The 24,545-nt window shown below is 63.8% G+C and carries 24 protein-coding genes and 1 tRNA gene; 5 read left to right on the forward strand and 20 right to left on the reverse strand.

All coding sequences use genetic code 11. The features are described 5' to 3' along the window. Window positions 1-83: 83 nt before the first annotated feature. From proB to rplU, 5 genes are all read right to left on the reverse strand, one after another. Window positions 84-1,202: a glutamate 5-kinase gene (proB, locus tag AC54AF_RS09840; protein WP_131688663.1), complete on the reverse strand. Its 1,119-nt coding sequence runs from the start codon at window positions 1,200-1,202 to the stop codon at window positions 84-86. 27 nt (window positions 1,203-1,229) lie between these two features. Further along, the gene (locus tag AC54AF_RS09845) at window positions 1,230-1,682 is read right to left on the reverse strand and encodes a hypothetical protein (RefSeq protein ID WP_496636396.1); all 453 of its coding nucleotides are present in this window, start codon (window positions 1,680-1,682) and stop codon (window positions 1,230-1,232) included. Continuing rightward, a complete protein-coding gene (obgE, locus tag AC54AF_RS09850; RefSeq protein WP_034754647.1) occupies window positions 1,654-2,763 on the reverse strand; it encodes a GTPase ObgE in 1,110 nt (369 codons plus the stop codon). Before obgE ends, AC54AF_RS09845 begins: the two co-directional genes overlap by 29 nt. A gap of 113 nt (window positions 2,764-2,876) precedes the next feature. Beyond that, window positions 2,877-3,149 (reverse strand): 50S ribosomal protein L27, encoded by a 273-nt coding sequence (rpmA, locus tag AC54AF_RS09855; protein WP_010395157.1) that lies wholly within the window; start codon window positions 3,147-3,149, stop codon window positions 2,877-2,879. A 40-nt stretch (window positions 3,150-3,189) separates the two neighbouring features. Then, on the reverse strand, window positions 3,190-3,501 hold the full coding sequence (gene rplU, locus AC54AF_RS09860; protein ID WP_034754730.1) for a 50S ribosomal protein L21: 312 nt from the start codon (window positions 3,499-3,501) through the stop codon (window positions 3,190-3,192). 304 nt (window positions 3,502-3,805) lie between these two features. Here rplU and ispB point away from each other — a divergent pair, with 304 nt between their 5' ends. Beyond that, complete coding sequence (ispB, locus tag AC54AF_RS09865; protein ID WP_131688661.1) at window positions 3,806-4,795, forward strand: octaprenyl diphosphate synthase; 990 nt, start codon at window positions 3,806-3,808, stop codon at window positions 4,793-4,795. A gap of 50 nt (window positions 4,796-4,845) precedes the next feature. Here ispB and arsH read toward each other — a convergent pair whose 3' ends face one another. The 3 genes from arsH to AC54AF_RS09880 are packed head-to-tail and all read right to left on the reverse strand — an operon-like array spanning window position 4,846 to window position 6,365. Then, window positions 4,846-5,574: an arsenical resistance protein ArsH gene (gene arsH, locus AC54AF_RS09870; RefSeq protein WP_131688660.1), complete on the reverse strand. Its 729-nt coding sequence runs from the start codon at window positions 5,572-5,574 to the stop codon at window positions 4,846-4,848. A gap of 1 nt (window position 5,575) precedes the next feature. Then, window positions 5,576-5,998 carry an arsenate reductase (glutaredoxin) gene (gene arsC / locus AC54AF_RS09875; protein ID WP_131688659.1) on the reverse strand — a complete coding sequence of 141 codons (423 nt, stop codon included), beginning with the start codon at window positions 5,996-5,998 and terminating at the stop codon, window positions 5,576-5,578. 13 nt (window positions 5,999-6,011) lie between these two features. Then, the gene (locus AC54AF_RS09880) at window positions 6,012-6,365 is read right to left on the reverse strand and encodes an ArsR/SmtB family transcription factor (protein WP_496636397.1); all 354 of its coding nucleotides are present in this window, start codon (window positions 6,363-6,365) and stop codon (window positions 6,012-6,014) included. Window positions 6,366-6,499: 134 nt separating this feature from the next. Between AC54AF_RS09880 and AC54AF_RS09885 the strand changes: the two genes are divergently transcribed. From AC54AF_RS09885 to AC54AF_RS09895, 3 genes are all read left to right on the forward strand, one after another. Further along, window positions 6,500-8,593, forward strand: coding sequence for an AsmA family protein (locus AC54AF_RS09885; RefSeq protein WP_496636398.1), 2,094 nt, complete (start codon window positions 6,500-6,502; stop codon window positions 8,591-8,593). A 54-nt stretch (window positions 8,594-8,647) separates the two neighbouring features. Next, window positions 8,648-8,724, forward strand: a tRNA-Pro gene (locus AC54AF_RS09890). Between the two features lie 132 nt (window positions 8,725-8,856). Beyond that, window positions 8,857-10,251 (forward strand): GntP family permease, encoded by a 1,395-nt coding sequence (locus AC54AF_RS09895; protein ID WP_496636399.1) that lies wholly within the window; start codon window positions 8,857-8,859, stop codon window positions 10,249-10,251. A 13-nt stretch (window positions 10,252-10,264) separates the two neighbouring features. On the opposite strand, the gene AC54AF_RS09900 is transcribed toward AC54AF_RS09895, so the two are convergent. The 4 genes from AC54AF_RS09900 to AC54AF_RS09915 all read right to left on the reverse strand — a co-directional run bounded on the left by AC54AF_RS09900 (window position 10,265) and on the right by AC54AF_RS09915 (window position 14,018). After that, window positions 10,265-11,668 (reverse strand): sodium:solute symporter family protein, encoded by a 1,404-nt coding sequence (locus AC54AF_RS09900; RefSeq protein WP_496636400.1) that lies wholly within the window; start codon window positions 11,666-11,668, stop codon window positions 10,265-10,267. A gap of 131 nt (window positions 11,669-11,799) precedes the next feature. Next, window positions 11,800-12,597 (reverse strand): 3-oxoadipate enol-lactonase, encoded by a 798-nt coding sequence (gene pcaD, locus AC54AF_RS09905; protein WP_496636401.1) that lies wholly within the window; start codon window positions 12,595-12,597, stop codon window positions 11,800-11,802. A gap of 11 nt (window positions 12,598-12,608) precedes the next feature. Beyond that, on the reverse strand, window positions 12,609-12,899 hold the full coding sequence (catC, locus tag AC54AF_RS09910) for a muconolactone Delta-isomerase (RefSeq protein ID WP_496636402.1): 291 nt from the start codon (window positions 12,897-12,899) through the stop codon (window positions 12,609-12,611). 9 nt (window positions 12,900-12,908) lie between these two features. Continuing rightward, window positions 12,909-14,018 carry a muconate/chloromuconate family cycloisomerase gene (locus AC54AF_RS09915; RefSeq protein WP_496636403.1) on the reverse strand — a complete coding sequence of 370 codons (1,110 nt, stop codon included), beginning with the start codon at window positions 14,016-14,018 and terminating at the stop codon, window positions 12,909-12,911. Between the two features lie 102 nt (window positions 14,019-14,120). On the opposite strand from AC54AF_RS09915, the gene AC54AF_RS09920 reads away from it, so the two are divergent. Then, window positions 14,121-15,035 (forward strand): LysR family transcriptional regulator, encoded by a 915-nt coding sequence (locus AC54AF_RS09920; RefSeq protein ID WP_496636404.1) that lies wholly within the window; start codon window positions 14,121-14,123, stop codon window positions 15,033-15,035. A gap of 3 nt (window positions 15,036-15,038) precedes the next feature. Here AC54AF_RS09920 and AC54AF_RS09925 read toward each other — a convergent pair whose 3' ends face one another. The 8 genes from AC54AF_RS09925 to AC54AF_RS09960 form a co-directional block, all read right to left on the reverse strand. Next, window positions 15,039-15,425: a hypothetical protein gene (locus AC54AF_RS09925; protein ID WP_496636405.1), complete on the reverse strand. Its 387-nt coding sequence runs from the start codon at window positions 15,423-15,425 to the stop codon at window positions 15,039-15,041. 57 nt (window positions 15,426-15,482) lie between these two features. Then, entirely contained in the window at window positions 15,483-16,832 is a 1,350-nt protein-coding gene (locus AC54AF_RS09930) for a PepSY-associated TM helix domain-containing protein (protein WP_496636406.1), read from the reverse strand. A gap of 8 nt (window positions 16,833-16,840) precedes the next feature. Further along, window positions 16,841-18,964 carry a TonB-dependent receptor family protein gene (locus AC54AF_RS09935; protein WP_496636407.1) on the reverse strand — a complete coding sequence of 708 codons (2,124 nt, stop codon included), beginning with the start codon at window positions 18,962-18,964 and terminating at the stop codon, window positions 16,841-16,843. A gap of 79 nt (window positions 18,965-19,043) precedes the next feature. Then, window positions 19,044-19,451: a DUF2946 domain-containing protein gene (locus AC54AF_RS09940; protein ID WP_496636408.1), complete on the reverse strand. Its 408-nt coding sequence runs from the start codon at window positions 19,449-19,451 to the stop codon at window positions 19,044-19,046. 47 nt (window positions 19,452-19,498) lie between these two features. After that, the gene (locus tag AC54AF_RS09945) at window positions 19,499-20,095 is read right to left on the reverse strand and encodes a PqiC family protein (protein ID WP_496636409.1); all 597 of its coding nucleotides are present in this window, start codon (window positions 20,093-20,095) and stop codon (window positions 19,499-19,501) included. Further along, window positions 20,092-21,723 carry a PqiB family protein gene (locus AC54AF_RS09950; RefSeq protein WP_496636410.1) on the reverse strand — a complete coding sequence of 544 codons (1,632 nt, stop codon included), beginning with the start codon at window positions 21,721-21,723 and terminating at the stop codon, window positions 20,092-20,094. The genes AC54AF_RS09945 and AC54AF_RS09950 overlap by 4 nt, the downstream gene beginning before the upstream one ends. Continuing rightward, complete coding sequence (locus tag AC54AF_RS09955; RefSeq protein ID WP_496636411.1) at window positions 21,716-23,008, reverse strand: paraquat-inducible protein A; 1,293 nt, start codon at window positions 23,006-23,008, stop codon at window positions 21,716-21,718. The genes AC54AF_RS09950 and AC54AF_RS09955 overlap by 8 nt, the downstream gene beginning before the upstream one ends. A 71-nt stretch (window positions 23,009-23,079) precedes the next feature. Beyond that, window positions 23,080-24,498, reverse strand: coding sequence for an amidase (locus AC54AF_RS09960; RefSeq protein WP_496636412.1), 1,419 nt, complete (start codon window positions 24,496-24,498; stop codon window positions 23,080-23,082). Window positions 24,499-24,545 lie beyond the last annotated feature (47 nt).

Below are 24,545 nucleotides of genomic sequence, written 5' to 3' on the forward strand. Positions count from 1 at the left end.
CGGGTTAGCCCACAGGACGTAACCCGACACATTGTTGCTGCCTGGGGTGTTGTCGGATTACGGCCCTTCGGGCCTAATCCGACCTACAGCAAGACCATATTGTCGCGGTGAATCAGCTCATGGCCTTCCATGTAGCCAAGGATGGACTCGATCTCGGTGGACGGCTTGCGCATGATGCGGCGCGCTTCGCCGCTCGTGTAGTTGGACAGGCCGCGCGCCACGGGCACGCCGTCGGCATCGACGCAGGTGATGACGGCGCCGCGGCCAAACTCACCGTTCACGCCCGTCACGCCGATCGGCAGCAGGGACTTGCCTTCCTGGCGCAGCTTTTGCACGGCGCCCGCGTCCAGCACGACGGCGCCGGCCGTATGCAGATGATCGGCCATCCACTGCTTGCGCGCCGTCAATTGCCCTGTTTGCGCCAGTAACTGCGTGCCGATCGCCTCGCCCTGGGCCAGGCGGCTGAGCACGTCGCTGTCGCGGCCCCAGGCGATGATGGTGTGGGCGCCGGACTTGGCGGCGCGCTTGGCGGCGAGGATTTTCGTCAGCATGCCGCCACGTCCCAGGCTGCTGCCGGCGCCGCCGGCCATCGCTTCCAGGGCCGGATCGCCGGCGATGCCTTGCGTAATCAGGTAAGCGTTCGGGTCCTTGCGCGGGTCGGCCGAGAACAGGCCGTGCTGGTCCGTCAGGATGACCAGCGCATCGGCCTCGATCAGGTTGGCCACCAGAGCGCCCAGGGTGTCGTTGTCGCCGAACTTGATTTCGTCCGTAACGACGGTGTCGTTTTCATTAATGATCGGCACCACGCCCAGGCGCAGCAAGGTCGTCAGGGTCGAGCGGGCATTCAGGTAGCGTTCGCGGTCGGCCAGGTCGGCGTGCGTCAGCAGCACTTGCGCCGTGCCGAGGCTATGGGCGCGGAAACTGCTTTCATAGATTTGCGCCAGGCCCATCTGACCGACGGCGGCGCACGCCTGCAATTCGTGGATATCGGTGGGGCGCCGCTCGAAACCGAGGCGCAGCATGCCTTCGGCGATGGCACCGGAGCTGACGAGCACGACTTCCTTGCCCAGGGCGCGCAAGCCGGAAATCTGCGCGGCCCAGCGCGCGATGGCGGCATGGTCGAGTCCGCGGCCATCGTTGGTGACCAGCGAGGAGCCGACTTTGATGATGATGCGGGTAGCTTTTTGAATCACGGAATCCATGGGGCGGCGCTCTTCACTTAATAGACGTCAGCGCGCAGGACGCAGCAGCAGCAAGGCCAGCCCCGCCGTCAGCTCGATTGCGCACATGAACAACACAAAACCCTGGGGCATGCCGAAGCTGATGGCCGCGAACAACCGGCCGGCGGGCTGCGCCAGGACCAACATTGCAGTGATATCGCCGAGGACAGGCGGTTCGCCCTGCCTTGCCGCGAACAGCGCCAGCAGCGCGGTAGCGCCCCAGACACCGACATGAGTAGCGTAGAACTGGCTGTAGCCATTGACGCCATTGAGGAAGATGCCCATGCTGGCCGCCATTGTATCGGCGAACAGCAGACAGGCGACCGCGCTCAGCCCGTAAGCATACGCGATCAGATGCAATACACGGCGCTGCCACGCTTGCTTGCGCGCTGGCGCGGCGGCGGCCGTCTGTACCGACATCAGGACAAGGCGCTTAGTCGAGGATCTTGAAACGCGGATCATCCGGGTCGATCGACGAGATACCGCGTGCTTCTTCGGTCATCTGCGTCTCTTCGGCACGGCTTTCGCTGTGTTTCTTCTCTTCCAGATGCTGGTAAATCGCATTCACCAGTTCCGGGCAACCCTGATGGTTCAGCGCGGAGATCTCGAAGACGGGACCTTTCCAGGCGAAACGCTTGAGGAAGTCCTTGACGATCTTCTTGCGCTCTTCTTCCGGCACCATGTCGAGCTTGTTCAACACCAGCCAGCGCGGCTTGTCGACCAGCGACTCGTCATACTTCTTCAATTCCTTGACCAGCGCCTTGGCTTCCTTGACAGGATCGACGTTGGTTTCAAACGGCGCCAGGTCGACGATGTGCAACAGCAGACCCGTGCGCTGCAAGTGGCGCAGGAATTGATGGCCCAGGCCCGCGCCTTCGGAAGCGCCTTCGATCAAGCCGGGAATGTCGGCGATCACAAAGCTCTTCTCGTGCGACACGCGCACCACGCCCAAGTTCGGGTGCAGGGTAGTAAATGGGTAATCGGCAATTTTCGGACGCGCGTTCGAGACGGCCGAAATGAAGGTCGACTTGCCGGCGTTCGGCATGCCCAGCAGGCCAACGTCGGCCAGGACTTTCAGTTCCAGGCGCAGTTCGCGGCGTTCGCCTTCCTTGCCCTCGCCTTTTTGGCGCGGTGCGCGGTTGGTCGAGGACTTGAAGTGGATATTGCCCCAGCCGCCTTCGCCGCCCTTGGCCAGCATTTCGGTCTGGCCGTGTTCGGTCAGATCGGCCAGGATTTCGCCGCTCGCGTTGTCGATGATCAAGGTGCCGACCGGCATGCGCAGGTGGATATCATCGGCGCCCTTGCCATAGCAATCTGCGCCACGGCCAGGCTCGCCATTGCGAGCCTTGTGCATTTTGGAGAAGCGGAAATCGACGAGCGTGTTGATATTGCGGTCGGCGACTGCCCAGATGGTACCGCCCTTGCCGCCATCGCCGCCATCGGGACCGCCGAAAGGCCGGAATTTTTCACGGCAGAAAGAGGCGCAGCCGTTGCCGCCATCGCCCGCGATGACTTCGATTTTTGCTTCGTCGATAAACTTCATAATTTTGCCGCCATAAAACTAAAAAGGCTCTACCTTGGGCAGAGCCTTTCGATTGAAGGCTTGCGCCTTACATCATGCGATCATTGCGGAGCGAACTGGCGCCCCGCGCTGAATTACGCTGGTACTGCTGCGTTAGGTACAACGGTCACGAATTGCTTCGAGCCAGCACCTTTGACAACGAACTTCACTTTGCCCGCGATCAGCGCGAACAAGGTGTGGTCTTTGCCCATGCCTACGCCTTCGCCAGCGCGCACCGGGGTGCCGCGTTGACGAATGATGATGCCGCCAGCATTGATAGCTTGGCCGCCGTAGACTTTAACGCCCAGACGTTTTGATTCTGAATCACGGCCGTTTCGCGTTGTGCCGCCGCCTTTTTTATGTGCCATTTAAGACTCCTTGATAGCTGATTAATTCAAACAGCGGCGATTAGCCGTTGATCGAAACGATTTGGATTTCGGTAAAATTCTGGCGATGGCCTTGATGCTTTTGGTAGTGCTTACGACGACGCATCTTGAAAATTTTGACCTTATCATGGCGACCATGCGCCACAACCGTAACCAGTACCGTTGCACCTTCGACCAATGGAGCACCAAACTTGATGCTATCGCCCGCGCCTACTGCGAGAACTTGATCGATGGTGATTTCGGAACCAATGTCTGCCGGTATCTGTTCTACTTTAAGTTTTTCGCCAGCGACAACTTTGTATTGTTTGCCACCGGTTTTTATGACCGCGTACATGATTTGAAACCTCATCAAATGTTGAAAGAATTTGTCCCACTGCCATGAAAAGCAAGCCGTGCACAACAGGGGGAACCAGCGATTATACACGGACTGAGAAATTGCGTCAAAAACTATTCACAAAGGCCGGTGATCGTGGTATGTCGACAACCTGACCATCATGTCAGGCTCGCGCCAGGCGGACAGGAAAACGCGCGCCAGTGCCAACAAGATCAATCAATTGCTCTACAGCCATAGGCAAACGTCACGCACGCGCAAGCCTTGTCGTATAATCGCGGCACCCACAATCTAATGCAGGTTCGCCTTGTCTGACGCTAACAAACACGTTAACCAAAACACCATCGTGCAAACGATTGCCGCCGATATGGACGCAGTCAATACGGTGATCCGCCAAAAGTTGCACTCCGATGTAATTCTGATCAACCAGATCGCTGAATACATCATCAGCGCAGGCGGCAAACGCATCCGTCCCGTGCTGATCTTGCTGGTGGCCAATGCCCACGCCTATCGCGGCACGGCGCACCATGAACTGGCCGCCGTGGTCGAATTCATCCACACCGCCACCCTGCTGCACGATGACGTCGTCGACGAATCGTCGATGCGCCGCGGACGCCAGACGGCCAATGCCCTGTTCGGCAATGCCGCTTCGGTGCTGGTGGGCGACTTCCTGCACTCGCGCTCGTTCCAGCTGATGGTCTCGCTGAATAATATGCGCGTCATGCAAATCCTCTCCGACGCCACCAACGTGATCGCCGAAGGCGAAGTGCTGCAGTTGCTGAACATGCACGATCCGGACGTGACGCAAGACAGCTACCTGAACGTCATCCGCTCGAAGACGGCCAAGCTGTTCGAAGCGTCGGCGCAACTGGGTGCCCTGATCGCCGGCGCCAGCGAAGACGATATCGAAGCGGCTGCCGAATACGGCCGCTCGCTGGGCACGGCTTTCCAGCTGATCGACGACGTGCTCGACTATGCAGGCGACGCCACCGAAATCGGCAAGAACGTGGGCGACGACTTGCGCGAAGGCAAACCGACCATGCCGCTGATCTGGCTGATGGAAAACGGTACGCCAGAACAACGCGAACTGGTGCGCAGCTGCATCGAGCAAGGCGACGAACAGCATTTCGACGCCATCCTCGCCGCCATCACCAGCAGCGGCGCCCTCGACTACACGCGCAAGCAGGCGGAAATCGCCGGCCAGCGCGCCGCCGATGCCATCGCCGGCTGGCCGGACAGCGCCTACAAGCAATCCATGCTGCAACTGTGCTCGTTTGCCGTGGACCGCAATCACTGATCGCGTTTCACGACAAGTAATGAAAAACGGCGCCACTGGCGCCGTTTTCTTTATGCCTTGCTCTCGTGCTCCATCGCCGCGCCCGCCAATGCCTGCACGATGGCTGGCGCCGCTTCCAGCCGCTCGCTGTAGCGGCTGCCCAGGTAATCGCGGCGGTCGCGCACCAGCAAGGTGAATTTATACAGTTCCTCCATGACGTCGACCAGGCGCTCGTAGTACGGCGACGGCTTCATGCGGCCGTCATCGTCGAATTCCTGGTATGCCTTGGCGACGGACGACTGGTTCGGGATCGTCACCATGCGCATCCAGCGTCCCAGCACGCGCAAGCCGTTGACGGCATTGAACGATTGCGAACCACCCGACACTTGCATCACGGCCAGGGTGCGGCCCTGTGTCGGCCGCACGCTGCCCGTTTCCAGCGGCAACCAGTCGATCTGCGATTTGAACACGCCCGTGACGGCGCCATGGCGTTCGGGGCTGCACCACACCTGCCCTTCCGACCAAAGCGACAGCGCGCGCAATTCCTGCACTTTCGGATGTTCGGGCGACACGCTGTCGACCATGGGCAAGCCGTGCGGATCGAACACGCGCGTGTCGGCGCCGAAGTGGCGCAGGATACGCTCCGCTTCCAGGGTCAGCAGCTTGCTGTACGAGCGCTCGCGCAAGGAACCGTACAGCAGCAGGATGCGCGGCGCATGCGTGGACACCTGCGCCGGCGCCAATTTATCCAGGCTGGGCAAGTCCAGGTGCGCGGCGCTGATGTTCGGTAAATCCTCCATGTCAGACCACCGGCTTGCCGTCGGCGCCCACCACGGCCTGGCCGTCTTCCTTGACGAATGCCCCTTGCTGCGGCAGCGGCAGGATGTCCAGCACTTTTTCCGATGGCCGGCACAGGCGCACGCCCAGTTCCGTGACGACGATGGGGCGGTTGATCAAAATAGGATGGGCTTGCATGGCATCGAGCAGGGCCGCATCGCTCAGTTCAGGATTGGCCAGGCCCAGCTCGTCGTACAGGGCGCCCTTGTCGCGCATCACGGCGCGCACGGTCAGGCCGGCACGGGCGATCAGGTCGACCAGTTCCTCGCGCGAAGGCGGATGCTTGACGTAGTCGATGATGATGGGCTCGACGCCCGTGTTGCGGATCAAGGCCAGGGTATTGCGCGAGGTGCCGCAGGCAGTGTTGTGATAGATCGTGATCGTCATGTCGTGATGTCCTTCAGCAATTAGGTTCACTGACGCAGCAAGGCGCGCCAGCGCAGCAGTTCTCGGTCAAGAAGGCCAGCAAGCCGTTCATGCCCGCATAGTTGGCCGCGTAGATGATGGAGCGGCCCGCCTTGCTCGCCGTCACCAGATTGGCATGCGCCAGCTCCTTCAGGTGAAACGACAGCGACGAGGGCGCTATCGCCAGCGCTTCGGCGATTTTCGTCGCCGCCATGCCTTGCGGCCCCGCTTGCACCAGCAGGCGGAATACGGCCAGCCGCGATTCCTGTGCCAGCGCAGCCAGAGCCACGATGGCGGCAGCATTCGTCAGCGATGTCGCTTCGCTCGCTATTGTCTCTGTATTTTCCATATTTCAATGATAGTCGAATTATTGAATCATTTCAAGCGACACGCCTTGGCTACGTATCTTACGTAACCTGGCGCACCGACTGTCGTGATCGATCGGTCTACCTTGATGAAAAAATCACTGTGATCGGCATCCCCATGACACGCTCGACACCCCTGAAAATCCTCGGCTGGAGCCTGGCCGCCCTGCTGGCCCTGATCGTCATCGCGGCCATCTTCGTGCTGACCTTCGACTGGAACCGCGCCCGCCCCTACATCAACGAAAAAGTGTCGGAAAGCACGGGCCGCAGCTTCGTCATCGGCGGCGACCTGCAAGTCACATGGCAGCGAGGGTTGACGACGGAGCCAGGCTGGCGCCGCTACGTGCCACGCCCCCACATCAGTGCCCAGGACGTGCGCATAAGCAACCCGGACTGGGCGACGGCAGGCCCGCAACTGGCCAGCGCGCGCCGCATCGACGTGGCCATCCATCCGCTGCCCCTGTTGCAGCACAGGCTGGTGCTGACGGACCTGGCGCTCGACTCTCCCAATATTGCCCTGCAGCGGCGCGCCGATGGCAGCAACAGCTGGACCTTGAAGGACAACGGCCCGTCGGCATGGGACGTGGAAATCCAGCGCATGGCCTTCGGCGACGGCGCCATCCGCTACCTCGACGAGGGCATCGCGCTCGACGTGCGCGCCAAGGTCAGCTCGACGGCGCCCGACGCCATGCCCGGTGACGCGCCAGGCAGCGCGCCCGTGCAGAGATACGGCATCGCCTTCACCCTGGGCGGCACCTACCGCAAGGCGCCCGTGACGGGCGGCGGCAAGGCGGGCGCCGTGCTGTCATTGACCGACAACAACACCGTGTATCCCGTGCAGGCGCATGCCGTGCTGGGCAAGAACAAGGCCAGCATCGACGGCACCTTGAAGGACCCGCGCTCGCTGTCCGGCATCGACCTGCAGCTGAGCCTGGCCGGCGCCAGCATGGCCGACCTGTATCCGCTGACGGGCGTGCTGCTGCCGGAAACGCCGGACTACGCCACCAGGGGCCGCCTGCTGGGCAAGAAGGACGGCGCCAGCTGGACCTGGACCTATCAAAACTTCAAGGGCACGGTGGGTAGGAGCGACCTGGCCGGCACCCTGCAGTACTTGCCGCGCCAGCCGCGTCCCTTGCTGCGCGGCGAAGTGACGTCGCAGCAGCTGCGCCTGGAAGACCTGGGCCCCAGCATCGGCGCCGACAGCAATGCGCAGAAACAGGCGCGCGGCAAGGCGCCCGTGCAACCCGAGAATAAAACCTTGCCCGTGGAACAGTTCAACACGGCCAAATGGAATGCGCTCGACGCCGACGTGAAGTTTACGGGCAAGAAACTGGTGCGCACGCATGACATTCCATTCAACGACGTCGTTGCCAACATTCACCTGAAAGACAAGGTGCTGAGTTTGACGCCGCTCAACTTCGGCATGGCCGGTGGCGACATCACCTCGAACATCACGCTCGATGGCCGTCAAAAGACCATCGCCGCGCAAGCCAAGGTGGCGGCGCGCCATCTCAAAATTCGCGAACTGTTTCCCAAGCTGCAATCGATGCAAGCGAGTTTCGGCGAAGTGTATGGCGACGCGGCGCTGACGGGCCATGGCAACTCCGTCTCGGCCATGCTGGCCAGCGCGAACGGCGAACTGGCGGCCACCGTCAGCGAAGGCTCCGTCAGCCAGTTCATGCTGGAACTGGCAGGGCTGAACCTGGCCAATGCCGTCTTCGTGAAAATCTTTGGTGACAAGCAAGTCCACCTGAACTGCCTGGCCAGCGACTTCGCCGTCACGAATGGCCAGGCAAACGTGCGCCGCTTCGTGCTCGACACGGACACGGCCGTCGTGAATGTCACGGGCAACGTCAACCTGGCAAACGAAACCCTGAACCTCGACGTGCGCCCCCGTACCAAGGGCGCCCGCATCATCACCCTGCGCACGCCGCTGTATGCGAAAGGCACGTTCAAGAATCCGGACGTAGGCCCGCAAAAAGGCCCGCTGGCCCTGAAAGCGGGCGCCGCCGTGGCCCTGGCCACCATCGTCACGCCGCTGGCCGCCCTGCTGCCGCTGGTCAACGTCGACAAAGCCCCCGACACGGACTGCGCCGCCGTCATGGCGCAAGCGAACGCCACCCGCAAGGCGCCGACGTCGCCGGCGACAAATGCACCGGCGAAAAAAGTCAGCGAAGCGGATATCAAAAAGGCCCAGCAGGAAAAGAAATAAGCTTTGACGCAGCCGCTTGAAACCCGCCCCGCCATCTGCTGTAATACCAGTATGCGGGGTGTGGCTCAGCCTGGTAGAGCGCTGCGTTCGGGACGCAGAGGCCGGAGGTTCGAATCCTCTCACCCCGACCAGTCCTTTATTCCTTGCTGCGCCTGCATCAACTGCTGCCACCTTGACCCACGCGTTGGCGTGTTGCCGGGAAGTATGATATTAATTGAACAATTGATTAATTGAACACTTCCATCGCGCAAGGGTACGGTCTTATGTCTTTCCTGATAGTTCTGGCTGCACTGGCCTTCCTCATGCTGGCCGCCTACCGCGGCTACAGCGTGATCCTGTTTGCCCCCGTCGCCGCGCTCGGTGCCGTGCTGCTGACCGATGCGTCTGCCGTACCGGCCGTGTTCAGCGGCATCTTCATGGAAAAGATGGTGGGCTTCATCAAACTGTATTTCCCCGTCTTTTTGCTCGGCGCCGTGTTCGGTAAACTCATCGAGCTATCCGGCTTTTCCCAGTCCATCGTCGTGGCCGCCATCCGCTACATCGGCAGTGCGCGCGCGAATGCCGTCATCGTCGCAGTCTGTGCGGCCCTGACCTATGGCGGCGTGTCGCTGTTCGTGGTGGTGTTCGCCGTCTATCCGTTCGCGGCCGAGCTGTATCGCCAGAGCAATATCCCCAAACGGCTGATGCCGGGCGCCATTGCCCTGGGCGCGTTCTCGTTCACCATGGATACCCTGCCCGGCACGCCGCAAATCCAGAACATCATTCCCACCACCTTCTTCAACACGACCGGCTGGGCCGCGCCATGGCTGGGCACCATCGGTGCCGTGCTGACGGTGATCATGGGGCTGGCTTTCCTGGAATGGCGCCGCCGTTCCGTCATGGCGACGGGCGAAGGCTATGGAGTGGAAGCGGAACAGGCCAGGACCGGCGGTGGCGACCTGCCCCATCCGCTGCTGTCGGTGGCGCCCTTGGTGCTGGTGGGCGTGGCCAACTTTGCGCTGACCAAGCTGATTCCCCACTGGTATGGCGACAGCTATGTGCTCACCGCCGAGGCCCTGCCCGGCTTGCATGCGCCCGTGTCGACGTCGATAGGCGCCGTGACCGGTATCTGGGCCGTGGAAGGTGCCTTGTTGCTGGGCATCTTGCTCGTGTGCATTACCGCCTTCGGGCGCATTCGCGCCGCCTTTGCCGAAGGCACCAAGGCGGCCGTGGGCGGCGCGCTGCTGGCGGCCATGAATACGGCGTCCGAATATGGCTTCGGCGGCGTCATCGCGGCCCTGCCCGGTTTCCTTGCCGTCAGCAACACCTTGCGCAGCGTGCCCGATCCCCTCGTCAACGCAGCCGTGTCCGTAACGACCCTGGCCGGCATCACGGGCTCGGCATCGGGCGGCATGAGCATCGCGCTGGCGGCCATGTCGGACAGTTTCATCCAGGCGGCGCAGCAGGCGCACATTCCGCTCGAAGTCATGCACCGCGTGGTGGCCATGGCCAGCGGCGGCATGGATACCTTGCCGCACAATGGCGCCGTGATCACCCTGCTGGCCGTCACGGGCCTCACGCACCGCCAGTCCTACCGCGACATTTTCGGCATCACCGTCATCAAGACGGTGGCCGTGTTCCTCGTCATTGCCATCTATTACCTGACGGGGCTGGTCTGAGGGTTGGGGCAAGCTACAGCCGCGGCGACGATGCCGGCTTGGCCACCGCTTGCGCCGGCTTGAACAGGTGGCTGATGCCCATGGTCAGCAGCGGGCCGGCCAGCGCCAGGTAGGAACTGTCGACACCGTACGGATTGCCCGCCAGGAACCAGCCGATGGTGGCGATCACGGAGACGATCACGCCAACGAAGGCGCCGCGCGGCGTGCCGAACTTCGGCGCATAGAAGGCCATCAGCACCAGCACGGCCAGGGTGGCGCGCAAGGCCTTGCCGAGGAAGGCGATCATCAGCAGCTTTTCCGCATACAGCGCCAGCACCAGCGGCAGCAAGCCGGCCACGACGATGGCGATGCGCAGGAACATCAGCGATTTCGCGTCGTTCTTCGCCTTGTTGTACCAGGGATCATAAAAATCCTTCATGGCCAGGGTGGCCGATGCCAGGGTGGTGGCGGAAATGCCGCCGAACAGGGCGCCGGCCAGGCCGACGATCATGATGCTGGCGGAAAACGCCGGCATGTGGGCGATCAGGGTCGGAAACGCGTCGATCGACTTCATGCCCGGATACAGCACGGCGCTGCACATGCCGATCAGGGCCGCCATCAGGCCGAACGGGATCATCAGCGACGACACGTAATAGCAGGCGCGCTTGGCCACGGCCGGGTTGTCCGTGCTGACGAGGGCCTGGATCACGTATTGCGTGGCGAAGATGGAACCGATGCCGCCGATCATCCAGGCGATGATCTGGCCCCAGCCGATCTCGACCCAGTTGAACATCTTGGCCGGCAGCTGCGCCTGCAGCGCGCCGATGCCGCCCGTCGCTTCCAGCGCATACGCCAGCGCCAGGATCACGCCCAGGTACTTGACGATGGAGTGGGCGAAATTGGTGTACACCACCGAGCGCATGCCGCCCAGGCTGACATACATCACGGTGATGGCCCCCACCAGCAAAATGGCCACGGTTTTATTGATGTGCAGCACGGCCGCCAGCACGGCACCGCCGCTCGCGTACAGGGCCACGGCAACGATGCTCAGCGCGACGATGGTGAGGATCGATGCCGCATAGCGCACGGGTTCGCCATACGTTTGCGCCAGGATGCCGGAAATCGTCGACTGCCCGCTTTCCTTGTATTTTTTGACCAGCACGATGGCCAGCAGCAAGAAGCCCAGCGACAGCGCCACCAGATTCCAGGCGGCGGAAATGCCCAGTTCATAGCCCTTCTGGGCCGTGCCGATGCTGACGGAACTGCCGATGAATTCCGACAGCAGCAGCGCGCCGATCAGGAAGGCGGGATAGTTGCGCCCGCCCGCCGTCATGCCCTCGGCGCTGTTGGCATGCTTGCGCACGCTATACGTAATGTACGACATGAGGGCAAAATAGCCCACCGTGACCGCAGCGATAATGATCAATCTGTTTTCCATCCGTCTACTCCAAGTCTGCTTTTCTTATTATTATTTTTCAAGAAAGCTTCCCCTGCCGCATGCCGGACCAGCCGGTCGCGGTGCTCAGGGGAAAACCACATTCCTGCCGTACCGATACGCTACAGCAAGCCTCACACTAAAAAATTCCGCAACTGCTCTGTAAACAAGTCCGCCGCCTCGATGTTCGAGATATGCGAGGCAGGCAGGCTTGCCAGGCGGGCGCCCGCAATCTGCTGCTGCAGCCAGCGCCCGTCGTCGATGGTGGTGACGGGATCGTGCTTGCCCGCGATGACCAGGGTCGGCACGGCGATCGTGCCGACGCCGGCGTGCAAGTCCGCCCGGGCCAGCATGTCGCAGCAGGCCGCGTAGCCGCCGGCATCCTGGCCGCGCAAGATGCCGGCCAGGCGCGCCACCGTGCCTGCTTCGCGTTCGATAAACTGCGGCGTGAACCAGCGCGCGGCAGCGCTCCCGGCCACCGCGGCCATGCCGTCGCGGCGCACTTGCTCCGCCCGCAACTGCCACGGCGCGGCGCCGCCGATGCGCGCCGCCGTATTCGCCAGCACGAGCCGCGTCAGGCGCTGCGGCTGGTGTATGCCCAGCCACTGACCCGTCAAGCCGCCCATGGAAATGCCGCAGAAGGCGGCGCGGGCGATATCGAGGTGGTCGAGCAGCGCCACCACGTCCAGGCCCAGCCGCTCGATGCCGAACGGCGCGCCGCCGCTGGCCGACTGGCCATGGCCGCGCGTGTCGTAGCGCACGACAAAAAAGTCGCCGGCCAGAGCGGCCGCTTGCGCATCCCACATCGACAGGTCGGTGCCGAGGGAATTCGACAGGACCAGGCAAGGCTTGCTGCGCTCGCCATCCGTGCGGAAATGCATGCGGCTAGCGTCCACGCGGAACGTATGCATGACAGTGTCGTTGCCTATCATTGCATCTCTCCTCAGGCATCGCCGTCGCGCACCGACGAGGGATGGCGGCACAGCGGCATCACGTCGATCTGCATGTAGGGGAATAGCGGCAGCGAGGTCAGCAAATCATGCAGCTCGTCGATGCTATCGACGTCGAAGACGCTGACGTTGGAGTACTGCCCGGCGATGCGCCACAGGTGGCGCCACTTGCCCTCGTGCTGCAGGCGCTGGGCCAGTGCCTTTTCCGTTTGCTTGAGCTGCGCCGCCTGTTCGGCCGGCATGCTCAATGGCAGGTTCACGTTCATGCGTACATGGAATAACATGATTTCTCCTTATTGACGCTGCATGGAATGCAGCTTGTCCATATCGATCTCGACGCCCAGGCCCGGGCCCGTCGGCACCTGCAGCATGAAGTCGCGGTACACGAGCGGCTCGCGCAAGACTTCCTGCGTCAGCAGCAGTGGGCCGAACAGCTCCGTGCCCCAGGCCAGTTCGGCAAACGTGGCGCAGACGTGGGCCGTGGCGGCCGTGCCGACGCCGCCTTCGAGCATGGTGCCGCCGTACAGGCCCACGCCGGCCAGGCGCGCCACGGTGGCCACTTCCAGCGCGGGCAGCAAGCCGCCCGACTGCGTGATTTTTACGGCATACACGTCGGCCGCGTCGGCCTGGGCCAGCGCCAGCGCATCGGCGGGACCGTGCAAGGCTTCGTCGGCCATGATGGCCACGTCGAAGCGCTGCTTCAGGCGCGCCAGCGCGGCGCGGTTGCCCGCCTTCACGGGTTGCTCGATCAGGTCGATGCCGCCCGCTTCCAGCGCAGCGATGCCGCGCACGGCATCCGTCTCGCTCCAGGCCTGGTTGACATCGACGCGCACGCTGGCCCGTTCGCCCAGCGCCCGCTTGATCTCCAGCACGTGGGCCACGTCATCCATCACGTCACGCAGGCCGATCTTCAGCTTGAAGATGCGGTGGCGGCGCAAGTCCAGCATTTTTTCCCCTTCGGCGATATCGCGCGCGGTGTCGCCGCTGGCCAGCACCCAGGCTACGGGCAGCGCATCGCGCACCCGGCCGCCCAGCAATTCCGACAGCGGCACGTTCAGGCGGCGCGCCTGCGCGTCCAGCAGCGCCGTCTCGATCGCGCACTTGGCGAAGCGGTTGCCCTGGATGACCTTGCGCACCTTGGCCATCGCCTTGGCGACCTCGCTCGCTTCCATGCCCACCAGCAGCGGCGCGATATAGGTATCGATATTCGTCTTGATGCTTTCCGGGCTTTCGCCGCCATAGCCCAAGCCGCCGATGGTGGTCGCTTCGCCCCAGCCGGTGATGCCGTCGGCGCAACGCAGCCGCACCAGCACCAGCGTCTGCGTATGCATGGTCGCGACGGACATCCGGTGCGGGCGGATGGTTGGCACATCGACCAGGTAGGTCTCGATATTTTGAATCATATTTATTCCGTATAATTCTGTGGAGTGGTGACACGATATGCCCCGAATCTCCCCACGTCCAACACCGAGTTGGTATCAAACCTATACCTGAAAGGTATGAAGATGGAATTACGGCACTTGCGCTACTTCGTTGCGGTCGCGGAGGAAAGGAACTTCACGCGGGCCGCCGCGCGCCTGCACATCGCGCAGCCGCCGCTGAGCCGGCAGATGCAGCAGCTGGAAGAAATCCTGGGCGTGACGCTGATCGAAAAGGGCTCGCGTCCCTTGCGGCTGACGGAGGCGGGCGAGTTTTTCCTCGCCCATGCGCGGCCCCTGCTCGACCAGGTGCGCGACCTGCAGGCGATGACGCAGCGCGTGGGCAAACTGGAACGCACCCTGTCGATCGGCTTTGTCGCCTCGACCCTGTATGGGGAATTGCCCGACATCGTGCACCGTTTTTGCGAGCGCCATCCCGAGGTCGACGTGAGCCTGCATGAAATGACGACGGTGCAGCAACTCAAGGCCCTGAAGGAAGGCCGCATCGACGTGGGTTTCGGGCGCCTGAAAAGCGAAGACCCCAGCATCCGCCGCATCCTGCTGCGCGAAGAGCGGCTGGTGGTGGCCCTGCCGCCCGGCCACCGACTGGCCATGGGGGAAGGCGGATTGCGCCTGACTGACCTGATCCACGAAACCCTGCTCGTATATCCGAAAGCACCCCGCCCCAGCTTTGCCGACCAGGTGCTGGGCATGTTCAGCGAAGGCAATGTCACGCCCGGCCCCGTCACGGAAGTGCGCGAGCTGCAGATTTCCATGGGACTGGTGGCGGCCGGCCAGGGCATTTCCATCGTGCCGGAAAGCGTGCAAGCCATGCATCACCGGAACGTCGTGTACCGCAAGCTGGACGACAAGCATGCGTTCTCGCCCATTTTATTCAGCATGCGGCATATGGACCGCTCGCCGGAACTGGACAGCCTCCTCGCCGCCGTGTACTCGATCTACGATGAACACGGCATCGCGCACGTCAAGGAAAGCCTGTAGCAGCTAGAGGGCGGCGTCGACCAGCAATTCGGGACGCAGCGCGCGGATGCGCAGCTCCGTAAAATAGCCGCCCGCCTCGTTGTAGCGCAGATAGTGGCGGCCGCAGTCCAGGCAGCGGGCCACCTGGCTCAGATTCGCGGGATAGTAGCGCGGCGCGATGGGCGCGTCCGCGCTGTCGTAGTGCGTGCCGCGCGGATGGTATTCGGCAAACGTCGGCTCCTCGTACGGATCTTCACGCAGGGTGCCGATTTCTTCGAAGCGGTCCAGCTGCAGCGAAGTGGGAAGACGCTGCCATGCGTCCAGCGGGACGGTGCAGCAACTGCATTTTCTTGTCACCAGCGCCGACGTGGCGGCCAGTGCGGACAGGGCGGGAAAGTCGATGAATAACATGCGTCAACCAGTACAAGGGGGCGGCCCATGGCAACGAGCCTGGCCGCGCCCCTTATTCTAGCGCAGACGCATCCTGCCGATACGCGCGCCACATTTCGCCAGGAGCAGTTCCAGCAGCATCAGCATGCCGCCAGAAACGAACAGCAGCGGCATCAGCGCGCACATGGCGGCCACCACCAGCCAGGCCAGCGCGGAAGGCGAGGTCCAGGCGCCTGGCAGCAGCCGGGGCAAGCCCAGCGAACCTGGCAGGCGCCGCTTGAAAAACATCACCCAGCCCGATACCAGCGAGAACAGCACGCTGGCGCCGAACAGGAGTAACAGCGCCTGATTCCACCAGCCGAATTCGCCCCGATGGAACGGGATGCCGATGGCGGTGGCCTTGCCGAACGCCGTCTGCGCCTCCCACCCCGCGTAATACAGGGGCTTGCCGCTGTAGGCATCGAATTGCAGGTCGAAGCGCAAGGTGGGCTGACTGCGGTCGGCCATGGTGGCGCGCCACACATCGTCCTGGCTGGCCGGCGCCGTCAGCTGCACGGCGATGGCGGGCGCGTGGCTGCGCGCCACCTGCCAGGCGCCCTGCCAGTCGAGCGGAGCACCTTCCTCGCGCGAATGCAGACCACGCGGCACGGGCGGCGGAGCCTGGCCGCTGACGTCGCGCAGCGCGCGGATGCGCCCGCCCGCCTGCTGACTCCACGTCAGCCCCGTCGTCAGGATCACCACGCTGACGACGCCGAGTACCACGCCGAGAAAAGCATGCCACTGGCGCCAGCCGTTGCGCCCCCGCGCGCCCCGCTTCGGCAAGCCCGATTGCGCGCCGCGCGGCCACCACAGCACCACGCCAGTCACCAGCATGACCATCAGCCAGCTGGCGGCCAGCTCGATCATCCAGCGCCAGCCATCATTTTGCAGCAGCCGCGAATGCAGCTTTTTCGCCCAGTTGCCGAAGCGCTCACTGCTGGCCAGGCTGCCCAGTACGCGCGCGTCATACGGATTCACGTAGAAGATGATGGCTTGCGCGGGCAGGCCGAACTTCGGCCTGGCTGGCGTGGCCGGCGCGGCATGTGCGCCATGGCCTGCATGTTCATCCTGCGCGCCGCCGGGCGGCGCGAACGCCACCTGCACCGCGTCGTCCTGTTGAAACGGCGGCACCACGTGCTGCACCGTCCAGCCACGTGGCGCCGTCCGCTCCGCGGCCGCCACGGCGGCGTCCAGCGGCAGCAAGGACGCTTGCGGCGCCACGTGATCGAGGTGCTGGTACAGCCTTGCCTCGATCTGCGGCGTAAACACATACAAAATGCCCGTCAGGGTGGCCACCAGCGCAAACGGCGAGGCGATCAGCGCAGCCCAGAAGTGGATGCGCCAGTACAGGCTTTTACGGCGAGCGATGAGAAAGGTGTGATCGTCCATGGCCATCCTCACAGTGCGTTGAAGGTATAACCCAGGCCCAGCATCACGCTGCGCGGCGCACCGGGCGTGTACTGATTCTGGCTGTTCGGCGCATAGCTGCCCACGCCGGCGTAACTGCTGCTGGCCGAATCGGCATAGCGTTTATCGGCCACATTGCGCACCTGCGCCCACGCTTCCAGGCCCCGCGCAAGCTGGTAGCTGGCGCGCAGGTTCAGCAGCGCGTGGCCCTGGTACTCCACCGTGTTGGCGTTGTTCATCCAGTAGCGGCCCTGGTGCACGGCTTCGAGTGCGATACGCGCGCCGGCCACGGGCTGGTAGCCGATCTCGATCGAGGTGATGTCGCGCGGCGCCTGCGGCATGGTGCGGCCGCTGTAATCGAGGGTACTGGAGAGCTGGTAGCGCAGGTAGCGGTGGCGCGCGATGGCCGTGGCGAAGCGCGCGTCGAACGGGCCGCTGTCGTAATTCAGGCCCAACTCCAGGCCCTCGCTGCGCGTGCGTCCCGCATTGCGGTTTTCGCTGTTGCCCGGCGAGAGCGTATAGCTGACGATGGTGTCGCGCCCGTCGAGGCGGTACAGGGCCGTGTCGAGTTTCAATCGTCCCTGCAGGAAGGCCCAGCGCAAGCCCAGTTCATAGTTGTTGTAGACGGACGGCTGCAGGTCGGCGATGCCCGTCTTGCCATACAGCTGGCTCACCTCGGGTGGCGTAAAACCCTGGCTGACGTTCGCATACGCGCTGCCCGCATGGCCGATGGCGTAGGTGGCGCCCAGCTTCGGGCTGACGTGCGAAAAGCGGCGCGACTCGTCGGGCGCGCCATAATTGACGCTGCCGCCCGGTGCCAGCCTGTTGTGGTAGTCGTAGCGGATGGCGTCCGAGCGTCCGCCCAGCACCACGCGCGTGCCCGCCAGCGGAGAAAATTCCCATTGCGCGAAGACGGCCGTGTTCAGAATGTCCGTCCGGTAGTCGCGCACGCCCTGCGGATTGGACGCATTGGACAGCGTGTAGCGCAGGTAGCGGCCCGTGGCGGCATCGCGCACGATGGACAGGTTATCGCTGACAAAGGGATTGTCGCTCTTGTCCACGTAGACGCCGGCAATCAGGCGCGAACGCAGCCACGCGAATTCCTGCTGGTGCTTCACGTCCAGCCCCAGCGAATCGACGTGGTTGTTGTTGATGACGCCCTTGCACAGCATGCCTGCGCAGCTGCCGATCGAGTACGCGGGAATCTGCCCATGGTCATTTTTGCGCGTAAACACGGTGACGGTGCTGGTGCCATGGGCCGTCGTCGCGCCCTCCCACGCCAGATTCATGCGCGTGGTCTTGTCCTTGCGGTAGGTGAACGTGTTCAGGCTCTTGCCGCGATGGCTGCGGTAATCGTTCTCGAACAGGCTGCCCGTCATGGCCGCATCGAGATCCGTGTGGACGAGGGTGGCGCGCAGCTGCGAGGTGGGGCTGAGCGCATAGTCGGCGCGCAGCGAAAACGAATCCTTGTCGCCATAGCTGTACTCTTGCCAGTTGTCGCGCGAACGGCGCGAGCTGTAATGGGAAAAGCGCAGTCCCAGCGGGCCCCAGGTATCGCTGGCGGACGTGTCGTAGCGGGTGAAGCCGGCCACGCTGTCGCGTCGCACGCCCACCTTGGCCGTGGGCGTGGCGCTGGCGCCGGCCGTGAGGAAATTGACGGCGCCGCCGACGGCATTGCTGCCATACAGCGACGACGCGGCGCCCTTCACCACTTCCACGCCGCTGGCCCCCGCCATGTTCATCTCGTTGAGCGAGTTGTGATTGAAGACGCCCAGCGGACGGATGGGGATGCCGTCTTCCAGGTACTGGTAGACGGCATTCGTGCCGATGGGCTGGCGGATGCTCATGCTGTGCTGCTCGTTGCCCAGGTCATTCCAGTACACGCCGGCGATGCGGTTGAGGATATCGCCCATGGTCTTGGGTTTGTCGCGTTCCAGCGTTTTGGCATTGACGACGCCGATGGCCTGTGGCGTCTCGGACAGCCACGCCTGCGCGCGCGAGCCGGAAACGACGACGGTGTCGATGGCTTGGTCGGCGTGGCCAAGTTGCTGCGCCTGTGCGCACGGATATGCCAGGGCGATGGCGACGGCCAGCACCAATGATTTCTTGTTCATGTGATTCTCGTATAAGTGTGCGGATGCTGCGCGTCACACCGCAAGGTGGACAGCGCCAGCATTGAAAAAGCAAAGCAACTTAGGCGAGATTTGGCGGCGCGCGCGACTGCGCGGTGGACCAGATGAATAGTGGGGATGGGGACTGGTAGTACAGGGCCGGGAAAATCGCCGTGCCGATGGCGACGGGCAGCGGCAGCATGGGGCTGGCCGGCGGCAGGCCGACGGAACCCGCATGCGTGGAACAGAAGGCGCAATGCTCCATCTGCATGGCCTTGCCGCCGGATTTTTCATCGGCGGCGCCATCATCGGCCTGGACAAGCTGGACAAAACGGATGCCGGCCACCGAGCAGATTTCCGCCCAGCCGGAGCCCGCTTCCTGCTTGGCGTTGGCGACGGCCTGGGAAATCGATGGCGCGAGCGCCGCCAGCAGGATCGCAAAGCAGGCGATCCAGGCGGCAAAGCGGCGCGTGAACAAGGTCATTCCCATGGCCGCATTTTACCAGCGGCCGCCGGGACTGGGTAGCGCAAAGCGGCTCAGGCGGCCGGGCAGGCGGCGTTGCCGCTGTCAAAAGTGCGCACCACGCTCGCCGTATCGGCGGCGATGCGGGCGACGGCGCGCCGGTGCCCCAGCACCAGTTCATCGTAGCCGGCGCCCACCTTTTCATTGGCGATCGTGCGGCAGGTGACCACCTTGTTGCTGGCCAGCTGGCGCACGCTCCACACGGCGTCGATCAGCGCATACTGGCCCATCACGGACTCGAAACGCTGCACATTGGTGCTGATGCGGTACACGGGCAGGTTATCGGGATGCGGCGTGCGGAACACGTCGATGGCGCCCAGGTCGTTCGTCACGGCCGTCGACAGGGCCTGGCCGATCTCGCCGGCCAGCGGCCCCGCCCAGCGCTGCTGCTCCAGCAATTCGATGCGTCCCGATGGCGCCGTCACGACAAACTGGTTGCGGCTCACCTGCTGCGGCACGCTGACGGCCAGCACCTCGACATAGTATTTCACGGGCTTGGCCGGCTGCGCGTCGGCGCCGCCGCTGAGCGTATAGAAATGCTCGGGCTGGGGCGTGGAGCAGGCACCCAGCAGGATGGCTGTCATCAAAAGCGCAAAAATTGGCTGCTTCATTTTTTCTCATCTCCTTTTTTACCGCGGATCAGGGACTCGGGATGACGTTCCAGGTAATCCGACAGCGCGTTCAGCGATTGCAGGGTTTGCGTCAGCTGCTGCAATGCCTGGCGCACGTCCGACTGCAGCGGCGAATCCTGTTGCAGCACCTGTTCGGCCGTGCCAAAGGTCTGTTTCGCCGCCGTCAGGGTATCGCGCATTTCCGGCACCACCTGGCCATCGAGCTGCTTGAACAGGGTATTGGCCTGCTTGATGGTGGCATTCAGGTTATTGCCGATTTCCGCATACGGCACCTGATCGAGCTTGCGGGCGATGCTGGCGATCTGCGTCTGCAGTTCGTCGAGGGTATTCGGCACGGTCGGCACTTCCAGCGGATACTTGTTCAGCTCCAGCGCCACCTTCGGCGCTTTCGGGAAGAAGTCCAGCGCGATGTACAGCTGGCTGGTCAGCAGGTTACCCGTGCGCAGCTGGGCGCGCAAGCCACGGCTGACCATGCGTTCGAGCAGCTGGTGGCCGGCCGAGCCTTCCGCATCGTCGACGGCCGTCTTGAAGCGCATGCCCAGGCGGGCCGGGTACAGGTTGACGGTGACAGGCATGCGGAAGTTCTTCTTCACCGGGTCGAACTCGATGCCCACCGAACGCACCTCGCCCAGCACGATGCCGCGGAAGTCCACCGTGGCGCCGGGCTGCAAGCCGCGCAGGGACTGGTCGAAATAGAATACGGTGGTAATGGCTTCACCATCGGGCTCGCGCATGGCGCTGGCCTCGTCGGCCGCCAGGCGGTAATTGGTGCCGGCCGGCGCCGGTTCTTCGGGCTTGCGGCCATTTTCCGCCTCGAAGGCGATGCCGCCCACCAGCATGGCGGCCAGCGACTGCGTATTCAGCTTGAAGCCGTTGGAATCGAGGCGCACGTCGACGCCGCTGGCATGCCACCAGCGCGCATTCTTGCCGACGAACTGGTCATACGGCGCGTTCACGAAGACCGACATGGTGATGCCGTTGCCATCCTTGTCCAGCGCGAAGCTGACCACCTTGCCCACGCGCAGGCGGTGGAAGAACAGGGGCGAGCCCACGTCGACGGAACCGAGACTGTCCGCATGCAGGGTATACAGCTTGCCCTTCTGGTCGCCGGCCACGGCGGGCGGATTTTCCATGCCGGCGAAGTTCTCCTTTTTGGCTTCCGACTTGCCCGTGTCGACGCCGATGTAGGCGCCCGACAGCAAGGTACCCAGCCCCGTCACGCCGCTGGCGCCGATCTGCGGACGCACCACCCAGAAGCGCGAATCGGCGGTGGCGAAGCGGCGCGCCTCCTTGCTCATGTCGATCGTCACCAGCACCTTGCTCAAGTCCTCGCCCAGGGTGATGGCGCGCACCTGGCCGATATCGACATCCTTGTACTTGACCTTGGTCTTGCCCGGCTCCAGGCCTTCGGCGCTATTGAAGCTGACCGTCACCGTGGGTCCCTGGTCAAGGATGGACTTGGCGGCCAGGCCGGCGCCGATCAGCGCGGCCAGCAACGGAATGAGCCAGACCAGCGACGGCAGCCAGCGGCTGCCCTGTTCCACATCGGGTTCCGGCAATGGACGGCCACCTGTTTCGGCAAGGCCGCCCGCTTCGTTGTCAGACATGCTGTTCTCCAATCACTGTATTGTTTCCGGTATTTGCCACCACCACGGGTTCTTCCTCGCCAGGCACCTGCCCATCGACGGGGTCCCAGATCAGGCGCGGGTCGAACTGCATCGCCGCCAGCATGGTCAGCACCACCACGGCGCCAAAGGCCAGCGCGCCGGGACCGGCCGTGATCACGGCCAGCGACTTGAAGCGCACCAGTGCCACCGTCAAGGTAACGACAAAGATGTCGAGCATGGACCAGCGGCCGATGAATTCGACCATGCGGTACAAGATGGTGCGCTGGCGCGGCCGCCAGCGCGAACGCCGCTGCGCGGTGAAGGCCAGCAGCGCCAGCACGCCCAGCTTGAGCATGGGCACGACCACACTGGCGATGAAAATGATGATGGCCAGGCCCTTCGAGCCGCTGGTCCAGAACAGCACCACGCCGCTCATGATGGTGTCGTTTTGTGCGCCAAACAGGGAATACGTCACCATCACAGGCAGCAGATTGGCAGGAATGTAGAGAATCATGGCGGCGATCAGCAAGGCCCAGGTGCGGTTGATGCTGTCCGGCTTGCGCACGTGCAGGGCAGTGCCGCAGCGCACGCAGGCCAGGTGCCTGCCCTTGCCCAGCGGCGGCGCCACCAGGCCGCAGGCGTGGCAGGGCAGCACCTTCTCGCCCGGCGCGAAGGCCTTGTAGCGGATGCCGGGCAGCGCTTGCCGGGTCAGGTCGTCGCCCAGGTTCCACAGGGCCTTCGGGTCGAACGAGACGACGATGGCCAGCATCAGGGTCAGCGCGCCAAACGCGAACAAGCCCGGTTGCGGCAGCACCGTGGCCAGGCTGGTCATCTTGACGACGGTGATCAGGATGCCGATCATCAGCACCTCCGTCATGCCCCATTCGCGCGCCGTCTGCACGGCGCGCAGCACGCGGTTGAAGCCCGGCACCTTGACGCCGCCGCGCAGGCCCAGCGCCACATACAGCAGCGAACCGAGTTCGATGGCGGGAAAGAGTATGGTAAACAAAAAGACCATCGTCGCCACGATGTGCATCTGCTCGGACCACAGCACGCGGATGGAACCGAGCAAGGTGGCGCTGGAAGTGAGGCCATTGACGTCGAGTTCGACGATGGGGAAAAACTGCGCGATCAGGAAGACCAGGGCGGCGCCCAAGGTCAGCGCCACCACCTTGGTCAATTCGGCCGAGGCACCCCGCGCGTGGGCGCCCCGATACAGCACCGAGCGGCAGCGGATGCAGCGCGCCTTTTCGCGGGGACGCAGCGGACGTTTGCGGTACAGCACGCCGCAGTCATGACAGCTAATCAGGTCGTATCGGTGCACAGTGTGAAGTTTGCCGGCGCAGCAAAGCGCGACTATCCCATGTCAATGCCAGCCATCATGACAGAGTTGGCATTTTCCTGCACTACGGCATTATTCTTTTGCACGCCCCGCAACAGCGCCTCCACGGCGCGGCCGATTTGCAGCACTGTATCGTCCGCGCCGGCCAGGCCGCAGATGCCCAGCCCCACGGGCAGGTCGCCATCGGCATGGCACGGCAGCGACAGCGCGCAGCCGTCGAGGAAATTGATCACGCTGGCGTTGCGCAGCACCAGGCCATTCGTGGCAAAGAAGGTGGCGTCGTCCGCCTCCAGCGTTGCGACGTGCGGCGCGAGAACCGCCACGCTGGGCATCAGCCAGGCGTCGAACGGCGCCAGGCGCTGCCGGGCGATGGCGATCAGGCGCGCGCGCGCATCGAGCAGGTCGATGTAGTCGGCCGCGCCCAGTTGCTGGCCGCGGCGGATGCGCGCCGCCACGCGCTGGTCATACTGCGCCCCCTTTTCACCCAACAGTGCGCGATGCCAGTGCCACGCTTCCGCCGCCACCAGGCCACCGCCGCCATTGATCGTCGGCAGTTCCAGCAATTCGGGGAAACCGAACTGCTCTACCTGCGCGCCGGCTTGCCGCAGCTTGTCCAGCGCGGCGTCGAAAGCCTGTTGCACCTGCGGCTCGACATCAGCGCCTACGTAATCGGTGGTAAAGCCGAAGCGCAAGCCTTTCAGTGCCGGCGCCTGCGCGCCGATGTCATGGCCCGACAGCGCTGCATACAATATGGCGCAGCAATCGACGCTGTGGGCGATGGGCCCGGCCGAATCGAGGGAACGCGACAAAGGCAGCGTGCCCGCCAGCGACACGGAAGCGGCCGTCGGCTTGAAGCCCGTCAGGCCGCAAAAGGCGGACGGGATGCGGATCGAACCGCCCGTGTCCGTGCCCAGCGCGCCGGCCGCCATCGCCAACGCCACCGTCACGGCGCCGCCCGAAGTGGAGCCGCCCGCCACGCGCGCGCGGTCGTGCGGGTTGCGCGGCGTGCCGTAGTGGGGATTCAAGCCCAGGCCGGAAAACGCGAATTCGCTCATGTTGGTGTGGCCCAGCAGGATGGCGCCGGCCGCGCGCAGGCGCGCCACGGCCCCAGCATCGGCTGCGGCGGGTGGCGCGTCGGCCAGCGCCAGCGAGGCGGCGCTGCTGACCTGGCCCCTGACGTCGAACAAGTCCTTGATCGAGATGGGCACACCGGCCAGCGGCGAGGCAACGATACCGGCCGCGCGCGCCGCATCGCTGGCCCGCGCTTCCATCAGCGCCTGTTCGCCATCGAGGCTGACATAGGCATGGCCGCCCTGCGCCCGGTGCGCCTCGGCGCGCGCCAGCATCTGCCCTGTCAGCGCCACGCTGGTGATGCGGCCGGCGGCCAGGTCGGCCGCCAGTTCCCTTATCGTCCTCTTGCCAGTCACACCCATGCTGCCTCCACGATTCTCCAGGCATGCATCTTACCGGATGCGCCAGG

The organism is Janthinobacterium sp. JF4 (genome assembly GCF_059617925.1).